At 40.5% G+C, this 24,588-nt stretch carries 24 protein-coding genes and 2 pseudogenes; all 26 read right to left on the bottom strand.

Features of this window, described 5'->3' with window-relative positions:
• Positions 1 to 745: 745 nt before the first annotated feature.
• On the bottom strand, positions 746 to 1,771 hold the full coding sequence (gene spoIID / locus JCM9157_RS03075; protein WP_035662019.1) for a stage II sporulation protein D: 1,026 nt from the start codon (positions 1,769 to 1,771) through the stop codon (positions 746 to 748).
• 161 nt (positions 1,772 to 1,932) lie between these two features.
• Complete coding sequence (gene murA, locus JCM9157_RS03070) at positions 1,933 to 3,258, bottom strand: UDP-N-acetylglucosamine 1-carboxyvinyltransferase (protein ID WP_035662017.1); 1,326 nt, start codon at positions 3,256 to 3,258, stop codon at positions 1,933 to 1,935.
• Positions 3,259 to 3,300: 42 nt separating this feature from the next.
• Positions 3,301 to 4,002, bottom strand: coding sequence for a YwmB family TATA-box binding protein (locus JCM9157_RS03065; RefSeq protein ID WP_035662015.1), 702 nt, complete (start codon positions 4,000 to 4,002; stop codon positions 3,301 to 3,303).
• A 157-nt stretch (positions 4,003 to 4,159) separates the two neighbouring features.
• On the bottom strand, positions 4,160 to 4,396 hold the full coding sequence (locus tag JCM9157_RS03060) for a DUF1146 family protein (RefSeq protein ID WP_035662013.1): 237 nt from the start codon (positions 4,394 to 4,396) through the stop codon (positions 4,160 to 4,162).
• Positions 4,397 to 4,645: 249 nt separating this feature from the next.
• Positions 4,646 to 5,047 (bottom strand): F0F1 ATP synthase subunit epsilon, encoded by a 402-nt coding sequence (locus JCM9157_RS03055; RefSeq protein ID WP_035662010.1) that lies wholly within the window; start codon positions 5,045 to 5,047, stop codon positions 4,646 to 4,648.
• A gap of 56 nt (positions 5,048 to 5,103) precedes the next feature.
• Positions 5,104 to 6,515: pseudogene (atpD, locus tag JCM9157_RS03050) on the bottom strand (F0F1 ATP synthase subunit beta).
• 142 nt (positions 6,516 to 6,657) lie between these two features.
• Positions 6,658 to 7,512 (bottom strand): ATP synthase F1 subunit gamma, encoded by an 855-nt coding sequence (gene atpG / locus JCM9157_RS03045; RefSeq protein WP_035662007.1) that lies wholly within the window; start codon positions 7,510 to 7,512, stop codon positions 6,658 to 6,660.
• An 85-nt stretch (positions 7,513 to 7,597) separates the two neighbouring features.
• Positions 7,598 to 9,106, bottom strand: a complete 1,509-nt coding sequence (gene atpA / locus JCM9157_RS03040) for a F0F1 ATP synthase subunit alpha (protein ID WP_035662005.1) — start codon at positions 9,104 to 9,106, stop codon at positions 7,598 to 7,600.
• A 21-nt stretch (positions 9,107 to 9,127) separates the two neighbouring features.
• Positions 9,128 to 9,673, bottom strand: a complete 546-nt coding sequence (locus tag JCM9157_RS03035; RefSeq protein ID WP_035662003.1) for a F0F1 ATP synthase subunit delta — start codon at positions 9,671 to 9,673, stop codon at positions 9,128 to 9,130.
• Positions 9,670 to 10,161, bottom strand: coding sequence for a F0F1 ATP synthase subunit B (atpF, locus tag JCM9157_RS03030; RefSeq protein WP_035662001.1), 492 nt, complete (start codon positions 10,159 to 10,161; stop codon positions 9,670 to 9,672). Before atpF ends, JCM9157_RS03035 begins: the two co-directional genes overlap by 4 nt.
• 167 nt (positions 10,162 to 10,328) lie before the next feature.
• A complete protein-coding gene (gene atpE, locus JCM9157_RS03025) occupies positions 10,329 to 10,541 on the bottom strand; it encodes a F0F1 ATP synthase subunit C (RefSeq protein ID WP_034632875.1) in 213 nt (70 codons plus the stop codon).
• Positions 10,542 to 10,608: 67 nt separating this feature from the next.
• Positions 10,609 to 11,322, bottom strand: coding sequence for a F0F1 ATP synthase subunit A (gene atpB, locus JCM9157_RS03020; protein WP_035661999.1), 714 nt, complete (start codon positions 11,320 to 11,322; stop codon positions 10,609 to 10,611).
• A 7-nt stretch (positions 11,323 to 11,329) separates the two neighbouring features.
• Complete coding sequence (locus JCM9157_RS03015) at positions 11,330 to 11,722, bottom strand: ATP synthase subunit I (RefSeq protein ID WP_035661997.1); 393 nt, start codon at positions 11,720 to 11,722, stop codon at positions 11,330 to 11,332.
• Positions 11,719 to 11,946 carry an AtpZ/AtpI family protein gene (locus tag JCM9157_RS03010; RefSeq protein ID WP_035661995.1) on the bottom strand — a complete coding sequence of 76 codons (228 nt, stop codon included), beginning with the start codon at positions 11,944 to 11,946 and terminating at the stop codon, positions 11,719 to 11,721. The genes JCM9157_RS03015 and JCM9157_RS03010 overlap by 4 nt, the downstream gene beginning before the upstream one ends.
• Positions 11,947 to 12,306: 360 nt before the next feature.
• A complete protein-coding gene (locus JCM9157_RS25630) occupies positions 12,307 to 14,571 on the bottom strand; it encodes a S8 family serine peptidase (RefSeq protein WP_035661993.1) in 2,265 nt (754 codons plus the stop codon).
• A gap of 297 nt (positions 14,572 to 14,868) precedes the next feature.
• Positions 14,869 to 15,498: a uracil phosphoribosyltransferase gene (gene upp / locus JCM9157_RS03000; protein ID WP_035661992.1), complete on the bottom strand. Its 630-nt coding sequence runs from the start codon at positions 15,496 to 15,498 to the stop codon at positions 14,869 to 14,871.
• Between the two features lie 247 nt (positions 15,499 to 15,745).
• Positions 15,746 to 16,993, bottom strand: a complete 1,248-nt coding sequence (gene glyA, locus JCM9157_RS02995; RefSeq protein ID WP_035661989.1) for a serine hydroxymethyltransferase — start codon at positions 16,991 to 16,993, stop codon at positions 15,746 to 15,748.
• Positions 16,994 to 17,109: 116 nt separating this feature from the next.
• Positions 17,110 to 17,675 (bottom strand): annotated as a pseudogene (locus JCM9157_RS02990) (TIGR01440 family protein).
• Between the two features lie 13 nt (positions 17,676 to 17,688).
• The gene (rpiB, locus tag JCM9157_RS02985) at positions 17,689 to 18,126 is read right to left on the bottom strand and encodes a ribose 5-phosphate isomerase B (RefSeq protein ID WP_035661987.1); all 438 of its coding nucleotides are present in this window, start codon (positions 18,124 to 18,126) and stop codon (positions 17,689 to 17,691) included.
• A 333-nt stretch (positions 18,127 to 18,459) separates the two neighbouring features.
• Entirely contained in the window at positions 18,460 to 19,755 is a 1,296-nt protein-coding gene (locus JCM9157_RS02980) for a methyl-accepting chemotaxis protein (RefSeq protein WP_035661984.1), read from the bottom strand.
• Positions 19,756 to 19,776: 21 nt separating this feature from the next.
• Entirely contained in the window at positions 19,777 to 20,220 is a 444-nt protein-coding gene (locus tag JCM9157_RS02975) for a low molecular weight protein arginine phosphatase (RefSeq protein WP_035662223.1), read from the bottom strand.
• A 164-nt stretch (positions 20,221 to 20,384) separates the two neighbouring features.
• Entirely contained in the window at positions 20,385 to 20,921 is a 537-nt protein-coding gene (locus tag JCM9157_RS02970; protein WP_035661981.1) for a manganese efflux pump MntP, read from the bottom strand.
• 111 nt (positions 20,922 to 21,032) lie between these two features.
• Complete coding sequence (locus JCM9157_RS02965) at positions 21,033 to 22,073, bottom strand: L-threonylcarbamoyladenylate synthase (RefSeq protein ID WP_035661980.1); 1,041 nt, start codon at positions 22,071 to 22,073, stop codon at positions 21,033 to 21,035.
• 222 nt (positions 22,074 to 22,295) lie between these two features.
• Entirely contained in the window at positions 22,296 to 22,739 is a 444-nt protein-coding gene (locus tag JCM9157_RS02960; RefSeq protein WP_035661977.1) for a GNAT family protein, read from the bottom strand.
• Positions 22,740 to 22,796: 57 nt separating this feature from the next.
• On the bottom strand, positions 22,797 to 23,432 hold the full coding sequence (spoIIR, locus tag JCM9157_RS02955) for a stage II sporulation protein R (protein ID WP_035662221.1): 636 nt from the start codon (positions 23,430 to 23,432) through the stop codon (positions 22,797 to 22,799).
• A 289-nt stretch (positions 23,433 to 23,721) separates the two neighbouring features.
• Positions 23,722 to 24,579 carry a peptide chain release factor N(5)-glutamine methyltransferase gene (gene prmC, locus JCM9157_RS02950; RefSeq protein ID WP_035662216.1) on the bottom strand — a complete coding sequence of 286 codons (858 nt, stop codon included), beginning with the start codon at positions 24,577 to 24,579 and terminating at the stop codon, positions 23,722 to 23,724.
• Between the last annotated feature and the right edge of the window lie 9 nt (positions 24,580 to 24,588).

The raw sequence follows: 24,588 nt of genomic DNA, 5'->3' as shown, positions 1-24,588 counted from the left end.
TCTCGATTCCTTATTCCCTCTAATTTAGCTAGTTTGGGAGGCTTGGTGGACTCAGGGGACCTTATTGCCCCGTTTTCACGCTACTCTAGCTCTTATAACCGCTTATAGCGAACCCTCTGTCCCCTCAGCCTCCAATATCACTGCTTTTTTCCTTAATAGAGAACCTCCTGACCGCGACGCAGCCCTCTCGCATACTCTCGTACATCGGCGCGGACTCTCGATTCCTTATTCCTCTAATTCAACTAGTTTGAGAGCCCTTGGAGGACTCAGGGGACCTTATTGCCCCTTTTTCAAGTTAATCAAGCCCTCATAACCGCTTATAGCGAACCCTCTGTCCCTTCAGCCTCCAATATCACTGCTTTTTTCCTTAATAGAGGACCTCCTGACCGCGACGCAGCCCTCTCGCATACTCTCGTACACCGGCGCGGACTCTAGATTCCTTATTCCCTCTAATTCAGCTAGTTTGAGAAGCTTGGTGGACTCAAGGGACCTTATTGCCCCATTTTCAAGCTAATCAAGCTCTCATAACCGCATATAGCGAACCCTCTGTCCCCTCAGCCCCCAATACCACTGCTTTTTTCCGGAATAGAGAACCTCCTGGCCGCGAAGTAGCTCTCTAGAACCTACCGTCGCCCTCAGAGAGCAAAAACCATGCCCCCTCCCTAAATTAGCACTACCAACCCCAAAACAAAAAACCCAGACCAAATAACCTGATCTGAGTTCCCTTTCACAAAATGACCTCTTTCTATTCCGCTTTTGCGGTCATCTGTGCAACATATGGATCTAATCCTTCGATTTCTACACCACGGTAGTAATGAGCAACAATATCTTTATAGGATTTACCTTCTTTGGCCATTCCATCGGCTCCGTATTGACTCATGCCGACACCATGGCCCCAGCCTCTTGTGTTAATCGTTATTTGATTTCCTTGACGTTGCCATTGGAAATCTGAAGAATCGAGTCCTAATTTATCACGAACTTGGCGACCGCTTAATTCTTTGCCGTTAATGACTACTTTGGCTACTCGATTTCCGTCTGTTCGTGCTGAGATCGTTCCAACTGAACCGTCCTCAGGAAGATTCACACCTAACTTTTCTTGAAATTCTTCGATCGTCATAACTTTTTCTGCTGTAAAACGCGGAGAAGCTTGATCCCACGGACTTTCTACACTTCGCAAGTAAGGAATTTCATTTTCCCAATAGTCTTCGGAGTTTTCCGTGTATCCATTACTCGTTGAGAAGAAAGCAGCGTCTATTGGTTCACCATCATACGTGAGAACTTGACCCTGAGTTGACAGAACAGCTTCTTGGATTCTTGCCATATACAAGTCGTAGTTCAATCCCCATTCTTCTTTTAACTCAGCTTCATTTTTATATACTTGATGCATCACCGTATCCGTTACCATCGCTCCTTCTGGCAGTTGAACGTTTCTTGGTTGTAAGATGTGTTTAACCATATAAGTGCGGGCTGTTAGAGCCTGTGCTCTTAAAGCTTCCATTTCAAAGTTCGGATTCATCTCTGAAGCGACAACACCCATTACATACTTTTCTAGTGGTACATCTTCAATTTCTTCTTTTTGTGAACGGAACACCGCCACCGCTACATCTTCTTCTGGGTTATACGACCATGTTTCGATCGTCTCTTCTATTGTGATATTTCGGGTTGTTGTTGTCGTGCTGTCAGCTGGTTCTGAAATAAATAGGACAAGCATTGTTGGGATAATAAGTACAACGGTGCATAGGATAGTTGCTGCAATTAGAAGTCGTTTCATGTCAGTCCTCCATTTGTTGAATGTTTACTCTCAGGGTAAGTATATGAGGGCTTGGCATGAAGTAGAACAAGACTTTCTCGTAAAAAAACCTAACAAAAAGCTGCTAAGGAAATCCTTAGCAGCTTTGAAATAGGGTGTTTATCCCCTATTTTATAAATGATTTAGACCAAGTTAGACTTTAGCTTCAATGGAGCTGGTGCGTCTAAGTTTTCAATTTCTTCTTCGATCTCTTCTTCAACACGTTCTACGTCTGCACCTAGCGCTTGAAGTTTTTCAGCTAAATCAACGTAACCACGGTCAATGTGTTTTAATTCCATTACACGTGTGACGCCGTCTGCAACAAGTCCTGCTAAGATAAGGGCAGCTCCTGCTCTTAAATCTGTTGCTGATACTTCTGCACCTTGTAGTTTATTCGGTCCCGTGATGATCGCTGAACGTCCTTCAATCTTAATGTTAGAGTTCATACGACGGAATTCTTCTACATGCATAAAACGATTTTCGAAAACTGTTTCTGTAATAACACCAGTTCCATGTGCAGCAAGTAGAAGAGCCATCATTTGAGCTTGCATGTCAGTTGGGAAACCTGGATGTGGCATTGTTTTAATGTCGACAGGTTTTAACTTTTCTGGTCCAATAACACGTAAGCCATTTTCAACTTCTTCAATTTTAACACCCATCTCACCCATTTTAGCGATAAGCGGACGTAAATGTTCAGGTGTTGCTCCTTCAACGACGATATCTCCCTTTGTCATTGCAGCAGCTACCATGAACGTTCCTGCTTCGATACGATCTGGAATAACGGTATGTTCAGCACCTACTAGTTCTTCGACACCTTCAATGCGAATTTCACCTGTTCCAGCACCGCGAACTTTAGCACCCATTGCATTCAAGTAGTTTGCAACACAAACAATTTCAGGTTCTTCAGCAGCATTTTCAATGATTGTCGTTCCTTCTGCCATTGCTGCAGCCATCATAATGTTTTCAGTTGCACCCACACTTGGGAAGTCCAGATAAATCTTTGCACCCTTTAGTCTTCCATCAATGCGCGCTTCAATAAAGCCATTTCCAATTTCAACAGTGGCACCCATTGCTTCAAAGCCTTTTAGATGCTGGTCAATTGGACGTGATCCAATTGCGCAACCACCTGGAAGAGCAATTCTTGCTTTACCTACACGTGCAAGAAGTGGTCCCATTACAAGGAAAGAAGCTCTCATTTTACGTACATATTCAAAAGGCGCTTCTGTTTTTAGTGTATCCTCAGCATTTACATGAAAGGTACCGTTTGTGTACTCGACCTTAATATTTAGATTCTTTAGTACTTCCTTCATCGTGTATACATCTGCCAATTTAGGCACATCATATATGTGGCTTGTGCCGCGGCCTGCTAGGATTGATGCAGCAATAACAGGTAAGACTGCGTTTTTTGCGCCCTCTACCTTAACAGTGCCGCGTAGCTGATTGCCACCCCGGACAATAATTTTTTCCAACGTATTCCCCTCCGCGTCTAAATTATAGTCTCTTCTCTATCATCAATATTCAGTAGTAATAATAGGCGTTCCTATTGTCACCGTTGTCCCTGCGCCCAATCGTTGATTTTCTCTAATTGCTACTTGGATATTCATTCGTTGTCCATTCGTCTCAATAAATGAATTCCAATCAGGATTATACGCGGAATAAGAGACAAAAGAGTCTTCTTTTAGTGCTTCAACTGGCTCAGCACTTAATTGTTGAATCCACTTTGTTGCTTTTTTCTCTATATCGTTCATGTTCGATCTGTCGCTTACTTGAATCTGAACATACGTTGTCGCATCATGTAGCTCTAGATCACGAGAACGCTCTTCCACAAGTTCATCTACTATATTAGATTCAACTACAGATCCATTTGTTCCAAGCACCTCGTAAGTAATTAACTGAGAGAGCCCATTTTTCATATTCGGTGTTGGATAAGCGAAAAATTGGATTGATTCCGTTATTCCATCTGGTCGGTCATATGTAAAGTGCGCTTTCCATTCCGTTCCGTCTGTTATTAGAGCCTTTTGCTCCCAACCACTTTCTTTCCATTCCGATACGTATGAAACAAACGCATCCTCATTCGTAAGTGTTGAATTCAAACGTTCCTCTCTTAAACGAATTCTCCACTCATTAAGTTTCATTTCCTCGTTATTTAACACAAGTTGATAAAACTCATTTAATGGTTGTTGATATGACTGAACTTCATTTGCACCTTGCACATGTGCATACCCGATAATAGAAAAAACTAAACCTAAAACAACTAATACGCCAAGAAACCATTTATGTTCTCCTCCCCAGAAAAACGTTTATTACTATCATTTTTACCAGGAGAAGGATCTGCATACATGGAAGTTGTAGTCATTCCTCGACAAAACTCTATTCCCAAATATATCTGAGCATTTGAGAGGAGTGTAAATAGTCAAGGAAAAATGAGCTAAGCAACTGAGCAATGGCAATCGTAACGATTATCATTAAAACCTTTGCCTTCGGGCTATTAGGTTCTTTCACAAAAAGATCAAATCGAAAAGATTGTAATGCCCACCATGTAACAGCCAAGAAAAAGACACTTACTATGATATGTATCATCGCCTGTTGTCCAAATCCGTCGAACATTGTCATTACTCCCTCACCGCTGATCAGCTTAGATTTTAGACTGTTTGATTTCAGAAATCAGCCCATTTTCCATCATAACTGATAAAAAATAAAAAATCTATAGAAGAAATGTGTGTTTTTATAGGATTTCCGACCCATTTAATCGCAGAAAGCGCTTACCGATTTGTCGAAAATAAAAAAAATAAGACATATCCTCTTGTGTCTTATTGTTAAACTAAAACACAAGATTTATGTCTTATTTTGTCGTATTTATTTCCCTGCAACATCCAAGCGATTAGAAGCTCTTCTTAAAGCTAATTCAGCACGTTTGAAATCAATTTCGTCTTGACGATTTGATTCAATTCGTTTCTGAGCTCTTTCTTTCGCTTGTAGCGCACGGTCAACATCAATACCTGTTGGCAATTCAGCAGCCTCTGCTAAAATCGTCACTTGATCAGGACGGACTTCTACAAATCCGCCACTAACAGCTACTTTTTCCACAGTGGAGCCTTTTTTTAAGCGTACTGCTCCTACTGTTAATGGAGCAACTAACGGGATGTGTTTCGGTAAAATACCAAGTTCGCCTTCAACCGTACGAACACTGACCATGTCCACATCGCCGTCATACACCTTGCCATCAGGAGTTACAACACTTACTTGAACTGTCGGCATGAAAAAACCCTCCTTAGATAGCAATACGGGTAGTGCCTTGATTTATTCTAACGCTATTACGCCATTTGGCTTGCTTTTTCAATAACTTCTTCAATACGACCAACAAGGCGGAAAGCATCTTCAGGAAGGTTATCGTGCTTACCTGAAAGGATTTCTTTGAAGCCTTTAATCGTTTCTTTAACTGGTACGTAAGATCCTGCTTGACCAGTAAACTGCTCAGCAACGTGGAAGTTTTGAGATAAGAAGAATTGAATACGACGCGCACGTGCAACAATTAACTTATCTTCTTCAGATAACTCGTCCATACCTAAGATCGCAATGATATCTTGAAGCTCTTTGTACTTTTGAAGCGTAGATTGAACTTGACGAGCTACTTCATAATGCTCTTCTCCAACGATCTCAGGAGATAGTGCACGTGATGTAGAAGCAAGTGGATCCACGGCAGGGTAAATACCCATTTCAGAAAGTTTACGCTCAAGGTTTGTCGTTGCATCTAAGTGAGCAAACGTTGTCGCTGGAGCCGGGTCAGTATAGTCATCGGCAGGTACATAGATTGCTTGAATCGATGTAACAGAACCAACTTTAGTTGATGTGATACGCTCTTGTAATTGACCCATTTCCGTAGCAAGTGTTGGTTGGTAACCAACGGCAGAAGGCATACGTCCAAGAAGGGCAGAAACCTCAGAACCTGCTTGCGTGAAACGGAAAATGTTATCAACGAATAAAAGAACGTCTTGACCATCACGGTCACGGAAATGCTCAGCCATTGTAAGACCAGAAAGAGCAACACGCATACGCGCACCAGGTGGCTCATTCATTTGACCGAATACCATTGCCGTTTTCTTAATAACGCCAGAATCAGTCATCTCGTGGAAAAGGTCATTTCCTTCACGAGTACGCTCACCTACACCAGCGAATACAGAGATACCGCCGTGCTCTTGAGCGATGTTATTGATAAGTTCTTGGATAAGAACTGTTTTACCTACACCAGCTCCTCCAAATAAACCGATCTTACCACCTTTAATGTATGGTGCAAGAAGGTCTACTACTTTAATTCCTGTTTCAAGAATTTCAGTTGACGTAGAAAGCTCTTCAAATTTAGGAGCTTCGCGGTGAATTGGATCACGCTTTACATCAGCAGGAATTGGATCAGCTAAATCAATTGCTTCTCCAAGTACATTAAATACACGTCCTAAAGTAACTTCACCAACTGGTACAGAGATTGGAGCACCAGTATCTAAAGCTTCCGTACCACGGACAAGACCATCTGTTGAGTCCATCGCAATAGTACGAACTGTATTGTCGCCAAGGTGCACAGCAACTTCAAGTGTTACGTTAACATCAACTGCATTAACTTTTGAGCCAACTTGCTCAACGACTAATGCATTGTTGAGTCAGGTAGGTTACCGTTATCGAACTTAACGTCGACAACCGGACCCATTACCTGAGTAATGCGACCTTTATTCATTTTTAGTCCCTCCTATTCAAGTACGATTATCGGTTATTCCGATGATCATAGCGAGCATTCCAATTAGCTTTATCGTTAAAGGGAGCTCTTTTTTCATTAATTTAAGTAGAGAAGACTCTGGAAAACTAGAGCCTTCGTTTGATTATTCGAGTGCCGCTGCCCCGCCGACGATCTCTGTGATTTCCTGTGTGATCGCAGCTTGACGAGCGCGGTTGTAAACTAACGTTAAATCATCAATTAGAGCCGTTGCATTGTCTGTAGCAGAGCTCATTGCCGTCATACGAGCTCCAAATTCACTTGCTTTTGCATCAAGCAAAGCACCGAAAATTAGGCTTTCTGCGTATTGTGGCAATAGACGTTCTAAAATGGCTTGCTCTGATGGTTCATATTCGTACGTAGTAGAAGCACCTTCACCGATATCTGTTAATGGTAAAAGCTTTGATTCTGTAACCTCCTGTGTAAGAGGACTTACAAAGTGGTTATACCATACGTACAACTCATCAAACACACCATCAGCAAACATTTCAACCGTTGATCTAGCGATATTTTTAATTTCATTAAATTCCGGTTGATCTTGAAGTCCCGTAATTTCCTGAAAGATAGGAAGGTTACGTTTCTTAAATAAATCACGTCCGATACGACCCATGACAATAATTCCGTACTCATCTGGCGACTTATGACGTTCCGATATGGTTTTAAGAAGCGCACGTGTAAGACTAGCATTGTAACCTCCAGCTAACCCACGGTCAGATGTTATGACAATATAGCCAGTTTTCTTAACCGGACGCTCTTCAAGCATCGGGTGGGAAATTTCTGTCGCAGAAGAAGCAATACTCGCCACAACCTCACGAATTTTTTCCGTATAAGGTAGAAATGATTGTGCATTTTGTTGAGCACGATTCAATTTCGCAGCAGATACCATTTGCATCGCTTTTGTGATTTGTTTTGTTTTCTTCGTTGATGTAATTCGCCCTTTTATATCTCGCATTGAAGCCATTTATGTTCACCACCTTTTCGCAAAACTAAAACGAGTTTGCAACAAGTTAGGGAAAGCAGAGCATTAAGCTTTGCCCCCCATTCTATTATTTGCTAGGTACAAAACCTTTTTTATATTCACTAATCGCAGCTTTGAACTCATCTTCATCAGGAAGATTTCCAGTTGTGCGAATATGGTCAAGAATATCTTTCTTGTTGTGGTCAAAGTAAGTGAATAACTCTGACTCAAAACGAAGAACGTCTTCAACTGGTACATCATCTAAGAAACCTTTTGTAAGTGCATAGATGATTGTTACTTGATATTCAACAGCTTGTGGCTTGTGAAGATCTTGTTTTAGTACCTCAACTGTGCGTTGACCACGATTTAATTTTGCTTGTGTAGCACGATCTAAGTCAGATCCGAACTGAGCAAATGCTTCTAATTCACGGTATGCTGCTAAATCTAGACGTAGCGTACCAGCAACTTTTTTCATAGCTTTGATCTGTGCTGAACCACCAACACGTGATACAGAAAGACCTGCATTAACTGCTGGACGAACACCAGAATAGAATAGATCTGATTGTAAGAAGATCTGTCCGTCTGTGATCGAAATAACGTTTGTTGGGATATAAGCAGAAACGTCCCCAGCTTGTGTCTCGATGAAAGGAAGAGCCGTAATAGAACCGCCACCCAATGCATCGCTTAACTTAGCTGCACGTTCTAGTAAACGAGAGTGTAAATAGAATACATCCCCTGGGAATGCCTCACGACCTGGAGGACGACGAAGTAATAATGAAAGCTCACGGTAAGCTGCAGCTTGCTTAGAAAGATCATCATAGATGATTAAAACATGCTTGCCGTTATACATGAACTCTTCACCCATAGAAACCCCAGCATAAGGTGCTAAGAATTGTAAAGGTGCAGGATCAGAAGCACTCGCTGAAACGACGATTGTATAATCAAGCGCACCACGAGCACGTAATGTTTCAACTAAGCCAGCAACAGTCGTTTTCTTTTGACCAATCGCTACATAGATACAAATCATATCTTGATCTTTTTGATTCAAGATTGTATCAATCGCGATAGCTGTTTTACCAGTTTGACGGTCACCGATGATTAACTCACGTTGACCACGACCGATTGGAACCATTGTGTCGATTGATTTAATTCCCGTTTGTAATGGCTCATGAACGGATTTACGATCCATAACTCCCGGTGCTTTATATTCAATCGGACGAGTTTTTGCTGTGTTAATTGGACCAAGTCCATCAATTGGTTGTCCTAGTGGATTTACCACACGACCAAGTAATTCTTCACCTACAGGAACTTCCATAATACGTCCAGTACGTTTTACTTCGTCTCCTTCACGGATTTCCGAGTAAGGACCTAAGATGATAATACCAATGTTGTTCTCCTCAAGGTTCTGAGCCATCCCCATTACCCCGTTTGAGAATTCAAGAAGCTCACCAGCCATTACATTTTCAAGGCCATGAGCAAGAGCGATACCGTCACCAACACGGATAACTGTACCCACGTCTTGTACTTGAACGTCAGACTGAAAGTTTTCAATCTGCTGTTTTATAAGAGAGCTAATTTCCTCTGCTTTGATGCTCATTACTTTCACCCCTATCTTCTACTAGCGTGTTCCGGCTACTAGCTGACGCTCTAAGCGATCAAGTTGCGCTTTAATAGTGCCGTCATAAATACGATCGCCAATGCGGATTTTCACTCCGCCGATTAGCTTAGAATCTACAATGTTTATTACTTCAAGTTTGGACTTCTTTACTTGTTTCGCAAATGATTTAGCAATTTCATTTTGTTCTTTATCAGACAACGGTTGAGCCGAATAAACAAGTGCTTCAGCCATATCCTCAGCGTCATAAACTAAACTCTTGAATTGATCAATCATAGGAACTAAGATACCCATTCTATTTGACTCAATTAATAAAAGAAATGTATTTAATGTCGTTTCATTTAAAGAAGCAAAGCTCTTTTTAATGAAATCTTGTTTTTGTTGCTTTGTGATTTTCGGGTGACTAATGAATTTCAAGAAATCAGGATTCGCTTGAACAACATCCTTTACAACTTGAAGTTCTTCATTCACCTTTTTTAGTTGATGCTTTTCTTTTGCAAGTTGAAAAAGAGCTACTGCGTAACGATTCGCAATTGTTTGATTGCTCATAGCTTACCGCCTACCTCTTTTAAATACTCCTGAACTAGTTGTTCTTGATCTTTCTCATTAAGTTCTTTTTCAATCACTTTAGAAGCAACTAATACCGAAAGACTTGCCACTTGCTCTCTAAGAGCAACTACTGCTTGCTCTTTTTCACGTTGAATCTCTGCTAATGCAGAATCTTTCAAGCGCTCAGCGTTTACTCTAGCTTGTTCTAGAATATCTTGACCTTGTTGCTCACTAAGTTTCTTAGCTTGTTGAATAATTTCTTGTGCTTCAACTCGAGCTTTTTCTAACTCTTTACGTTGTTGTACAATAAATTCCTCAGCCTCTTTACGATTCTTCTCAGCTGAGTCTAGATTGTCGTTTACGATTTTTTCACGGTTTTCCATTACACCAAGTAACGGTTTAAGTGCAAACTTACTAAGTAAGCCGAGTAATACTAGAAAAGCGAATAGTTGATAAAGTATTGATCCCCATGGAATTTCAAAACCCATTTCGATTCACTCCTTTCCTGGATGTGAAGATTCATATATGAATTCAAGTAATTAATGTTCGTATTAAAAAACAGTTTGTGATACATAAGGAATGGCGAAGGTCCGCAATTGAACACTGTCGCCATTCTTTATGTGTACAGATTCGCCAAAGCTGACGAAAGGCGTTATTAACCGAATAGTAATAGGAAAGAGATAACGATCGCGATGATCGGCACGGCTTCCGCAAGAGGTACACCAATGAACATAAGTGTTTGAAGAGTACCTTTAAGTTCTGGTTGACGTGTTACACCTTCAAGTGTTGCTCTTACGATAATTGCTACTGCGATCGAACCACCGATTGCTGCTAAACCTGCTACGATTGCTACTGCTAATGCTTCCATAAAAATAAGTCCTCCTTAAGGATAATATAATTTTAATATTTTTAAACGCTCTAAATTAGAGCATGGTTTAATGATGTTCTACTTTGTGTGCCATGTAAACCATTGCTAACATTGCAAAAATATAAGCTTGCAACGTACCAATGAACATTCCAAATGCTTGCCAAATCATTGTTGGAAGGAAACCTCCAAACATTCCAATCAAGCCTGATGTTCCTAAGCCGACAAGAAGTACCATTAGAATTTCCTTTGCGTATACATTACCGAATAAACGCATTCCGAGTGTTAATGTATTGGCAAATTCCTCAATAATTTTGAATGGTAAGAGAAAAGGTACAGGTCGCACATAATCCTTGATGTATTCCCCAAATCCTCTAATCTTAATTCCATAATAATGCGTCAAAATAATGACGAGCGCTGCCATCGTTAAAGTAAGGGCAGGGTCTGAGGTCGGTGATTTCCACCAAACTTCATGAGAGTCTTTGTTGTAGATTTCAAAAGGAATCCCCAGCATATTTGCTACAAAGACATAGAAAATAAGTGTGAAGGCAAGAGCGATAAATTGGCCGCCGACTTTCCAGCCCATGTTCGCTTTAATGATTCCGCGGCAAAAGTCCACTAACCATTCAAGGAAGTTTTGCAGACCAGTTGGTCGCATTGCTAGTTGGCGTGTTCCGATAAAACAAACTAAGAATACAATTACACAGGCAACAGTCGTCATCAAAACCGTTGACATATTAAACCATAAACCGCCAATTTCCCTCATAGGTGCTATATGATCCATTTATTTTTCACCTCTTTCTACCAGATTCAATAAGTATATCTGCCATGATAATGACATAAATCAGGGCGAACCCTGCAATGACCGAAATTAAATGAAGTTGATTAGGGTATGTAATCGCTAACCATACACACAATATTGCCAATCCAAACCTTATTAACACACCAAAACCAGCAATTGTGTAAGAAAACATTGAAAATTTATTTAATCCAGAGGCAACTTCTCCAATGACTTTCGCTTTTCTAAAAGTTGTCCAAAGACTTAAGTAGCTAAAAGCTAGTCCAATAATGAGACCGAGGAATTGAGGTTTAAATGAAGTAAGGAGATAACCCATGATCAAAACAACGATGATAACTGTAACGATTATTGTATAGCGTTTCATTCTTCCATCTAGTGACATCATCGTTTTTTTTCGTCTCCTATAAAAGGTTCAATCGCTCTGTACACACCATAGAACCCTGTTGCAAGTCCAAACAACAAAAAAGTAATGAGGAAGAAGGGTTTAGCTCCAAATTGGTTCCCAAGCCACAAGCCAAGAAACACTCCTCCGACTGTTCCTCCTACAATATAAGAAGAAATCGTAGAAACAAGGACAATGGCACGCCATGGACTGCGTTTCTCTGTCATGAAAGAGCCCCTTTCGCCTGAGTTTTACTCACCTTGAAATCTTTGGTGCTTCCTTTCATATTACATATGTAACCCTTACCAACACATCCTTAGTAATCGTACAATAGTGAAAACCCTGTGTCAATGCGATTTGTCATTAATTCGAAACATCCTTTTATATGTTCACATAAATGTCAAAAAGGTGGTCAGACCAACCAATCTTTTTTGGTAGTCTGACCATTTGAAAGTTTTCACGCTGATAATTTTGTATAATTTGTGAAAAGTATATGTTCGTTCTTTTCCGCTACAGTCACTCGCTTCTTTTCACTATGAGGAACTAAGCCTAATTTAAAGCAACGATCATTTAGAATTGTTTTTACTTTAGTCTACCTTTTGTTTATCTTGTGGCAGGTGCGCGCCGATCATGATCATCGACTCAATCGTGTCTTCTTTGCCATCTTTGCGTGCGTAGACGAGAGCTTTATAAACTCCCTCTGGTAAATCAAGTTCTTTCCACTCTTGACCAATCATCCCTCGGCCTACATCTCTTTTTACATCAAGGAATTTAATAAATTGGAATGTATCTGGATCATACAAAGCAATGCCTAATTCCTCCGCTCCACCTGGCAAATATACTTCATAACGATATTCACCTTCACGGTCACCGTGGCCAAAATTAAAAGCCATCGCTCTTGGATAATTAGGCTCTTCAATAAAGAAGACATAAGGAATGACGATCGGATCTTTCCCTCCATCAATTACTATCTGACCATGGTGGATTCCCTCTGCCAATACAGCTGGAAATAAATCTAGTTTTACTTCTACTTCCTTTTTCTCACCTGGCTTAACAGTTGTTGCAAAGGGAACTTCCCATTGTAGACCGTCCGGTGCTTGAAAAGGAGGTTTCACATGATACGTGTTCGTTTTATCATCATGATTTTCAATCGTAAAAGTAACGGTCCTCTTCTCACGCGGATCTTCTTTTGTGTACTTTCCAAATGTAAGAGCTCCTGGATAGGCAAGTGTTGTAGCTTGAACCGCTTTGTCAACTTGAAGTCGACCAGCTCCCTGTTCATAAGGATAATAAGGTTCACCATCTTCTTTTACCAATTGCTTAGCTGTATTCATTAACGCAGCTTTGATTTGATCTGGTGACCAATCAGGGTGAGCTTGTTTAACAAGAGCTGCCGCACCCGCAACATGAGGGGCAGACATACTCGTTCCGTTTAACCCAAGATAGCCTTTAGGAACGGTACTATCAATTGCCACACCGGGTGCCACTAAATCTGGTTTCACTTCCCACGTTTGTGTAACCGGTCCACGTGAGCTAAATGGGGCAATGAAATCTTCTTCATTACGGTAGATTGTTCTGACGTATTGACTGTCTTTATTTGATTCTATTTGTTCTAAAATCCAATCTCCATCTTCTTTAGAGATGCTAACAACAGGTATTTTAATCCCTTCTTCTACAGCTCCAACAAAGGTTCCAGGAAGATTATTGTAGATCAAAACCCCTTTTGCTCCCGCTTCCTTTGCAGCTTTAGCTTTTTCGGAAAATGGAATCATTCCTCTTTTTATTAAAACGATTTTATTTTCTACATCTACTCCGTCCCATTCATCTTCAAGCCCGTAGCCAACTGCCGCTAACTCAAAATCTCTTTTTAACGACCAAGGAAGGGTTCCGCCCATTGGGTACAACGTTACTTCTTTATCTAGATTTGGGATCGTTACATATGGTGTGCGTAACGGAGGTGCAGACGCGCCTACCGAAATTGCCTTAGTTGATGTACCAGGAGAGCCAACTGTCCACATATTAGGACCACTATTGCCATTTGAAGTAACAGCGACAATTCCTGATTCAACTGCTTTATCAAGCGCAATACTCGTTGGCCAATCCGGTCCATTTACGGTATTACCAAGCGATAAGTTCAGCACATCAACCTCGTCTTCGATCGCTTTTTCAATCGCTTCTATTACTTGTTCTGTTGTTCCTTGTCCACCTGGCCCAAGCGCTCGATAAGCATATAAATCAGCTTCCGGCGCCACCCCTTTTACTTGTCCATTTGCTGCAATGATTCCAGCAACATGGGTACCATGTAAAGTAGGAGGACCTTGTGAGGCAATCGTCTCCATCGGGTCATTGTCATAATCGACAACATCATAACCACCCTTGTAATTCATTTTCAGATCTGGATGGCTATAATCTAACCCCGTATCAATGACAGCTACTTTAATCCCTTTTCCAGTAAGACGCTCCCCTGCCGGATCAAGCATCCCCCTCATATTATCTCCACCTATAAAAGGAACACTGCCATCTAGATTAGCGCTATATTCTACCACTTTATCAACACGTTCAATTTCATTAAACGACTGTAACAATTCAACTTCACTTTCTAATAATTCCATGGAAAAGCCATTGAACGCTCTTTTGAACGTTTTACGGACTTTACTTTTTGGTAATGTTTTTAAAACAGCTTCAAGCGCATCATCGACATCTCCTGAGGCTGTTACCATAACCACTGTCTTTTCATTAGACTGCTCGAGCTTACCAACGGTTGGAACTTCAGGAAAAGTCGTAGCCCCGACATTTGCTGTCATCTGAAATACGATAACCATTGCTAATAACCATGCAGTTAAGTTTTTCACTTAGAACCAGCTCCCCCACCAATTTGCATATGTTGATAGTATGGCTAAAAAAAGTAAATTCATGTATGAGAGAGGTTAGCTTGTGTGTGTAGATGAAAATTAAAGCTGTTTTCGGTGTTTTTTCGGCTTACGTCCTTCACATTGTTCGTTCCATTGCGCTTCAGTCACTCGCTTTCCGCGGGGAGGTGCCGAGTGACTTCCGCTCCATTACACTAGGAGGGAGAAAATAGTACATCAATAATCCTCACGAAAACACAAGAAAAAAGAGACTGATCATATCAGCCTCTTTGCTTGTATTTATTTTGTTCCGAATAAGCGGTCTCCTGCGTCACCTAATCCAGGTACGATATAACCGTGATCGTTTAGTTTTTCGTCCATCGCTGCTAAATAAATATCCACATCAGGGTGAACTTCTTTAACTGCTTCTACACCTTCTGGGGCTGCCACTAAACACATTAATTTTATTGTTTTAGCTCCGCGTTTTTTCAAGCTGTTTATTGCTTCATTCGCCGAACCACCTGTTGCTAACATTGGGTCAATTACGATAAATTCTCTTTCTTCCACATCTGTAGGAAGTTTCACGTAATACTCGACAGGTTGTAGTGTTTCTGGGTCACGGTATAAACCAACATGTCCTACTTTAGCAGCTGGGATCATTCGAAGAATTCCATCTACCATCCCTAATCCTGCTCTTAAAATAGGGACTAATCCTAACTTTTTACCAGCAATTGTTTTTGACTTCGCAAGTCCAACTGGCGTTTCAACCGTTACATCTTGTAGTGGCAAATCACGAGTGATTTCAAAAGCCATCAACCCAGCAACCTCATCAACAAGCTCACGAAACTCTTTAGTACCAGTCTCTTTATCACGGATATACGTTAGTTTATGTTGAATTAAAGGATGGTCAAACACGAAAACTTTACTCATTAGCTTTTTAGCTCCTTTTCACGATCTTTATACTCCTACAAGATTCTACAGAAAAAGACAATCCCCTTCAAGTTTTACATGGAGAATTTCTTTATTTCAGCAATTTGTAATGTTTAGACTTTTTATTATGAGTTGTTGAGTTTACTCATTATGTACTCATACATCGATATTATACTTTAAGCTGCCGCTAATAAAACTACAACAAAAAAGCTGAACTCAAAAGTTCAGCTTTTCCTTGTTGCATTTATTATAGATGAGTGTACATTGGGAATTTAGCTGTTAACGCAGCAACACGAGTACGAGCTTCTTCTAGCTTTTCTTCGTTGTCGACATTTTTAAGCGTTAATGCAATTAGAGCACCGATTTCATCCATTGCTTCACCGTCAAGACCACGTGAAGTAACAGCAGCTGTTCCGATACGGATACCACTTGTCACAAACGGACTTTCTGGATCGAATGGAATTGTGTTTTTATTTGTTGTAATTCCTACTTCATCAAGAGCTTTTTCAGCTACTTTACCTGTTAAACCTAATGTACGTAAGTCTAGTAGTAGCAAGTGATTATCTGTTCCACCTGACACTAAGTTAATGCCTTCACTTACTAGTTTTTCACCTAAACGTTTTGCGTTGTCAATGATCGCTTGACCGTATGCTTTAAACTCAGGAGTTAAAGCTTCGCCGAAAGATACCGCCTTTGCAGCGATAACATGCATTAAAGGTCCACCTTGAATTCCAGGGAAAATTGATTTGTCAATTTTCTTACCGAATTCTTCTTTACATAAAATCATACCGCCACGAGGACCACGAAGAGTTTTATGAGTAGTTGTCGTTACAAAATGAGCATGAGGTACTGGGTTTGGATGTAATCCAGTTGCTACAAGACCTGCGATATGCGCCATATCAACCATTAAGTAAGCTCCTACTTCATCAGCGATTTCACGGAATTTAGCAAAATCAATAGAACGAGGATATGCACTTGCTCCAGCAACGATAAGTTTTGGTTTATGTTCCTTTGCTAGTTCACGAACCACATCATAGTCGATGTACTGAGTGTCTTTATCAACACCATACTCAACAAAATTATAAAGAACACCACTGAAGTTAACAGGGCTACCATGAGTTAAGTGACCACCGTGAGAAAGATTCATCCCAAGTACTGTGTCACCTGGCTCTAAAATTGTAAAGTAAACTGCCATATTAGCTTGCGCACCAGAGTGAGGTTGAACGTTCACATATTCAGCACCAAAAATTTCTTTTGCACGATCACGCGCTAAATCTTCTACGATATCAACATATTCACACCCGCCATAATAACGACGACCAGGATAACCTTCTGCATATTTATTTGTTAATACAGAACCTTGTGCTTCCATAACTGCTGCACTTACAAAGTTTTCCGATGCGATTAACTCAATCTTATCACGTTGGCGACCTAACTCTAATTGAACTGCCTCAAACACTTTTTGATCTTGTTTTTGTAACGTCTCTTGATTCATCTCTATACCCCTTCCAGACTATATCTTTCGGTTTTCAAACAACACAACCTTAATTCGAATCTATCTTACCATAAATAAAGCTTTATTTCCGTACGAATTTAATAAAATAGTAAATTTTATTCATGTTCGTCCGTTCTTTCATAAACAGCACGAATCCCACCAATTAATTTCGGTCTTGTATAAGCTAGCGTAACAGGAGCTTGTCCAACTGTTTTCACTGTGCTTCTTAAAGGAACTGCCACCTTTTTTAAATGCATGCCAATAAGCGTGTTGCCAATATCAATTCCGACATCAGCTTGTATGGCTTCAACTAAGACTGGATCTTTCATTTTACGATAAGCATATGTAGCCATTGCACCACCGGCTTTGCGGATCGGGACAGCTGAAACCACTTCATTTCCTACCGAAACAGCAGTTTCCTTTTCTACAACTAACGCTCTGTTAGATGCTCACAGCATTGAAAAGCAAGCCTAACACCTGTTTTCAATTGCACTTCTTCAAGTACATTGAATATCACCTTGGCAATTTCATGTGAGCCGTTAGAGCCGATATGTTCACCTACGACCTCACTTGTGCTTGTTCCAACGACAAGTAACGTTTCTTTGCTAAATGGATATGCTTTTTGTAAGTCATTAAGTAGTTGTTGCAATTGCTCTTGAATCGTTTCGATTGGCAAATTCATCTGTTGCCTCCTCTTACGCTTCGTAAGTTGTTATTTTTCCAACACGAGTTGCGTGACGACCACCTTGAAATTCTGTTTCGAGCCAAACACGAGCAATTTCACGAGCTAACCCTGCACCGATAACACGCTCTCCCATTGAAAGCACATTCGTATCATTATGCTCTCTTGTTGCCTTTGCACTAAAAACATCGTGTACTAACGCACAGCGAATTCCTTTTACTTTATTCGCTGCAATTGACATCCCAATTCCCGTACCACATACGAGGATGCCACGATCAAACTCGCCACTCGCTACTTTTTCTGCAACTGGAAGTGCGTAATCTGGGTAGTCAACCGATGTGCTGCACTCACAGCCAAAGTCCTCGTAACTGATTTGCATTTCGTCCATTAATTGTTTTAACTCTTCTCTTATGTTTAGTCCACCGTGATCTGATGCTATTGCTACTTTCACTTTTGTTCCTCCTTAGGGTTGCCTTATTAAAATTTTCCTAACGAATCCGTTACATTGCGCTACAGCCACTCGCTTTCCGCGGGGAGGTGTCGAGCCTCCTCGCTATACGCCTGCGGGGTCTCGCCTTTACCTCTAAATCCCGCAGGAGTCGAGTGACTTCCGCTCCATTTCACTATTGTTTCTTTTCAATATCAGACTCTCTTCTTTGGCCCGGTGCATTGGCTTCTCTCGCTGCGCGCTTGTCTGAGAAGATCGCTCAGACAAGCTTAAGATCTTGCAGCGGTTCAGCTCAATGCTTCGGTTTAATAAAAAGGGGGAAATCGCCCCTTTTTATTAAACCTTAAACCGTTCTATGGTTAGTTTTAGTTTTTTGGCTTGGTTGGAGAGGGCGTGTGCCATTTCTTCCATTTCTGTGATGGTTGTGCCTTGTTGTTCGGTCATAGCCGAAATTTGAAGTGAGCCTGCTGATGTTTGTTCAGCAATGGCTGCTACTTCTTGTGATTGCTGTGTTGTATTTTGGATCGAGATCATCTGGCGGTTAATCATTTCAGAAATGTCTGTTATGACTTCTGCTACTTCATGAACCGATTTTTCAACGTCAAAAATAGCTTTATTTGTTGCTTCGCCTTGTGTGGACTGATTCATGGCTAGTTCGACTTGATTCGTAATTTGCTCAGCCACATTTTTGACCTCGGCCTGGATATTATGAATTAAGTTTGTGATACCTTGAACAGCCGTCGCACTTTCGTCAGCTAATTTACGTACTTCGTCAGCAACTACCGCAAATCCTTTTCCATGTTCACCAGCTCGAGCCGCTTCGATCGAAGCATTTAAAGCTAGCAAGTTCGTTTGACCAGCAATATCCCCTACTAGGGAGATAATCTCACCGACTTCTTTCGCTTGCTGTTCCAAGCGATCTACCGCCGAAAGTGACTTCTGATTATCTAACGCAAGCTGTTTGATTCCTTCAACGAGCGAATCCACTACTTTTCTACTTTCTGTTAATGTATTTACCATTCCATCAGAAGAGGATTTAGATTCATTTGCTCTTGCTTGTACTTTTGTTGCAATTGAAGTGACTTCCTCCATTGATTCTGCTGTTGTCGAAATAGCTTCAGCAGTACTTTCGGCTCCTCTAGCTATTTCATCCATTGTACCACCGATTGCCACTGCCTTTGTTGCAGCAAGTTCTGAAGCAGCAGATATTTGACTAACAGTCTGATTCGTTTGGTTAAAGTTTTCGTCAATGTCTTTTACCATACTTCTTAAACTTGCTAACATTTCATTATAAGCTAGTCCAAGCGCACGGATTTCATCATCCGATTGTGATACATTAATATCATGCTCAATATCACCTTCAGCTGCTTTACGTGCCGCCACTTCTACTTCACGAAGTGGCTTTGTAATAAGTGGAGCAGCCACATACCCAAGCACCCCACTCCAAAATATCCCTTTAACTAGTGTTAAAAGAATCAACGCATCACTGCTTATTCCTAATAAATTTTGTAAGAAATCAGCTAAAAAGAATATAAAAATAGCACTAAAGCCAAACGTAACGAAAGCTAAGCCACTAATACCAATGACTAATTTCTTTCTGATACTTGCCTTATAACTCGTTTGTCCCCCCACGTCTTACTCCGCCTCTCGATGTTACTCTGATAGTTTTTTTACTAAGATGTCTAGGCTTTCTTCTATTTCTGCAGCCGTTTGTCTATAAGCTTCAATAGGTCCACCAATTGGATCAGCGATATCTAAATTCGCTCCGTTTGGGTTTACAAATTCCTTCAATGTATAGAGGTACCCCTTTACTTGCGGAAAAAATGTTTGAAGCATTTGTTTATGTGAGTTAGTCATCGTTAAAACGAGATCAGCCCAATCAAGCAATTCTTCCGTTACATGTTTAGAAGAATGATTTTCTTCTAATCCCATCTCCGCTAAAACAGCCTTTGTCCCCTCAGATGCCGGACTGTCTGGATACGCTTGAACCCCAGCAGATTTCACTTCTATATCCGTACCAAGACGCGAACGTAATAACACCTCAGCCATCGGACTTCTGCAAGTATTGCCTGTACAGACAAAAAGAATCTTTTTCATATGAACAAACACGACCTTCCTTTCTTTCCATCTATCTAAAGATTGCGACTTTTGCATCTTAGCCAATGAAAGCTAAAAGCATTCGCTAATAGTAATCAATCTAGTTTTATCTTATCATATTGATTTTCAAAACGGTATAAAGCTTTGGCGATAATTGTCGGAATTTAAAGAATCAATTTCAAGCCAAAACCTATAAGGATAAAACCTCCAAGTAATTCACCGTAAGATCCTATGTACTTCTGAAATCTCGCTCCTATCAGCAATCCTACCCATGATAAGATCATGCTCATTACACCAATCATGATGACCGTTAGCGCTGTTTTGGCACCGAGAATTCCAAAGCTTAAGCCTGCCGAAAAGCTATCTAGACTAACTCCAACTGCAAAAAGGATTAATCCAAACCCAATCGGTTCAATCGAACTTTCTTCATCGGACTTAAATGATGCAATGACCATTTGTAATCCAATTATAAGCAACAATCCTCCTCCAATATAGGTTGCGATCATCCCAAAGTAATTTGACAACAGCTTTCCAGTGAGCATTCCAAGTAACGGCATTACTATATGAAAAGCACCAATGGTTACTCCAATATGAAAGATTTGTCTCAGACGCAAACCAAGCATTCCCATTCCGAGAGCAACTGAAAAAGCATCCATCCCTAAAGCACTTGCCATAATAAAAAGTGTAAATAATTCGCTCATCTCTATTCACTCCCCGAACATGCTATTCCAATGTGTATGCACGTCCAAAGAAAAATAGACAACCTATCTAAAGATCGGTTGTCTAAATATTGATAAGCAAATTTGAGAAACTTAAATAATATTTCCTCCTGCTGCTTTCTCTAGCCTGTTCATAATGGCTATTCCCATTTCTTCAGAAGGAAAAATCTCAGAAAAAATGACTTCCGCTTTTTCCTCATCAAACTTTCGTAAACTTTGATACAATTTATGAGCCACTGTGGCGAGATCACTTCTTTTTCCGCAGCTGACTACAACATCAGCCTCATAAAAATCCTGGTTCTCTTCTGTCGTAAGAACACCAGTCCTCTTTCCTTGTGATTTCGCTTCTTCTAATAAAGTTGGAATTTGCATCCGGTTACGAACTAGCGTTAACGAACCATTTGGTGAGTAATGCGTATACTTCATCCCAGGTGAAAGAGGAGCTTCATCTTTCGATTTTAAAGATGGGTCAATTTTGACTTGACCTACAATTGCCTCAATTTCTTCAACCGTTACTCCACCCGGTCGATATAAAACCGGAACATCACTTGAACAATCAAGCACCGTTGATTCCACTCCAACACCTGTTCCACCAGCATCTAATATACCAGCAATTCTCCCTTTTAAGTCATGGTACACATGCTCACCATTGGTTGGACTTGGTTTTCCAGATAAATTAGCACTAGGAGCTGCAACCGGAACTCCAGCTTCTTTTAATAATTCTAGCGCTACTGGATGATCTGGCATTCGAACTGCGACTGTATCTAATCCTGCTGTTACACTTTCTGCGACAGCTTCTTTCTTTTTTAAAATAATGGTTAAAGGACCAGGCCAAAATTGCTCGATTAGTTTCTTCGCAACAGAAGGAACTTGTAAGACAAGATCATTTAATTGTTCTGCTTCAGCAATATGAACAATCAGCGGATTATCACTTGGTCTTCCTTTTGCTTCAAATATTTTTCTCACGGCTTGTTCATCAAGGGCATTCGCACCTAGACCGTAAACTGTCTCTGTCGGAAAAGCAATTACTTCTCCTTTTTTTATCCACAAGGCTGCTTCCTTGATCATTTGTTGTTTTTTGTTGTTTTCCAAGAAGTTATCCACAGCCCAAAGAAAAGTTTGTTTATAACTCACGTTTCATCGCTCCTATCTCTACCATTTTGCAAGTGTTGTCTAAAGATGTCAATAAAAGAGTCGGATATCGACAGAAACCCTATTAAAATAAGGAGTTTTTCTAATATAGCATTTAAAACCACATCAACGTTCGACAATGTTTTCAGTAAGGGACGAAAAAAGTTGTCCACACCCGTGGACAACCTGTAGATAACTTTGGTTATTTATCCAGTTATCAACAACTTATTCCGTTAATTCACACGCCCATACTTTTGTTTCTCCGACCGCATTTCGTTTGAAATGGGGAGAACCTTTAATTGAATCAGGTACTTCTTCTTTTTCCATTTCTCTAAAGCCAAGTTGATGAAATAATGCATTTGTTCCTTTTGCACATAAATACACCGTTTCCATCGCTTGTTCTTCAGCGTATTTTAAAGTAAGTTGTAAAAATTCCAAGCTTAGCTTAGCCGTCCAAATCGGTGAATCTAAAACAAGGGAGCGTAACAATCCTTCTGTTTCATATTGTTCAATCCCAACCGTACCGATTAATTGTTGATCCTCGTCTTCTACGACAAGGAAGTTTTTTATATATTGCTCAATACCTTCTTCTCTTAATCCTGCTTTTGCTACTAATCTTTGGACTTGAAGCATGTCCTGTTCTTTTGCTTTACGAACGACAATTCCCATAAACTCCACCCTTTCACACAATTGCCTTGCTTCATATGTATGTGGAGCTTGTACAGATTATGCCTTTTCAGATGAAAAGATTCTATCCATAATCGTTGAAAATAATTCAACTACGAAAAATGCTACTTCTACTTCATCTTCTTCTACTTCCGTCTCTTCTGTTTCCTCAGCACTTACCGTATTCGATTGTGTTGCCTCACCATTCGCCATATCTAAGAAACATAAAGGCGGAAATAGAACACACCACCAGTTTTCTCCTTGGCCCTCACCTAACGTAATTAATACTGCATCATACAAACCAGCAGGGTAAACAATATTGCCATATAATTTAGTCGGAAACTGAACTTCTGAAAAACTAACCTCATAAGATTGCGTTAAACCCATTCTTTCTAACTCTTGCTCAACAATGTCTTCAATCATCGCTAGGTTTCCTTCAATCGTTGCTTTCGCCTCATCTAAATCGTGAATATCAACAACCATTTCCGTAATTGCTTCATTAACACTATCGCGTATGTCGCGCTTTAATGCTTGGTCTTTGATTGAATCACTATTGGCTAATATCCGTAAACGTATAGCTTCTTCCTGCGTCACTTCTTGATGTAAGGAAGCTACTGCCACTGCATTTTGCGACTCCCAGCTCATTAAAATTACAAATAAAGAGAATAATAGATATATAATAACATTTGGTTTCATTTTTGATCGCACCGCCCTTTCACCATCATTGTGGACAGGACGATCAATCTTTAAACCTATCATTTTAAATTTTTTTGAAGCTAGTTTTATGTACCTCGAAAACAATAGTTATTCCTTCGGCTGCCGTTGCATTGCGCTGCAGGCACTTGCTTTCCGCTTCATTACACTAGTAACACTCTATGCTATAGTACAAACTTCTGTTAAAATCAATTACTTAATAAAAATAACCGTCAAATTGCATTCAATTTGACGGTCAAATAGATTTAAATACGTAAAGCTCGTCGATTAATTACTTCATCTTTCCGTAAGCAAATACCATTCTTTCTTTTCCATTGATGTCTATTTTTATTTCTGTTTCGGCTTTGGGGAATGTTTTTGCGAGCATGTCTCTTACTGTTTCGGCTTGGCCCACTCCGACTTCAAACGCCACTATGCCTTTTTCCTTCATAACTAAAGGCAGTTCTTCCATGAAGCGTCGATATAGATCGAGTCCATCTTCTCCTCCGAATAAAGCGAGATGGGGTTCATGCTCTCGAACATGGACCGCTAAGCTTTCAGAGTCGGTTAACGGAATGTACGGTGGGTTCGAGACAACGATATCAACTTTTACTTGTTCCTCTATTAAAGGCAAAAGCAAGTCACCATTATAAAAGCCAACAGCCGCTTTTAATCGTTTCGCATTTTCCTTAGCCACTTCAAGCGCTTCCCCTGAAATATCAATTGCTCGCACACGCATAGTTGGATCCTCTAGTTGAAGCGTTATACAGATAGCGCCACTTCCAGACCCGACATCAACGAGTTCTATTTCTTCATCTTGAAAAAGTAGTTTTTTCAACTTGTTCACAGCTACAATTAATTCCTCAGTTTCCGGCCTTGGGATTAGCACATTCTCATTAACCAAGAACCTTCTACCGAAAAATTCTTCATAACCGATGATATGCTGAACTGGAACTCCCTCAGCATGACGCAAGAGATCTTCTTTCAACCTTAATACCAATTCATCCTCAATTGGATCCCTCAGCTTCATCAAAAGCTCTGACCGGTTGATTTGTAAATAATGTCGCACCAACCATTCGCCAACTGGAAGTTCAAGGTCTCGCTCTGATAAAAAAGAAGAAGCCCAACGAAGGGCCTCTTGTATAGTCATTTGCTGCTG

Origin of the sequence: Halalkalibacter akibai JCM 9157 (assembly GCF_000513135.1) — a bacterium.
GTDB lineage: Bacteria > Bacillota > Bacilli > Bacillales > Bacillaceae_D > Halalkalibacter > Halalkalibacter akibai.
This window is presented reverse-complemented; position numbering and strand designations above follow the sequence as displayed.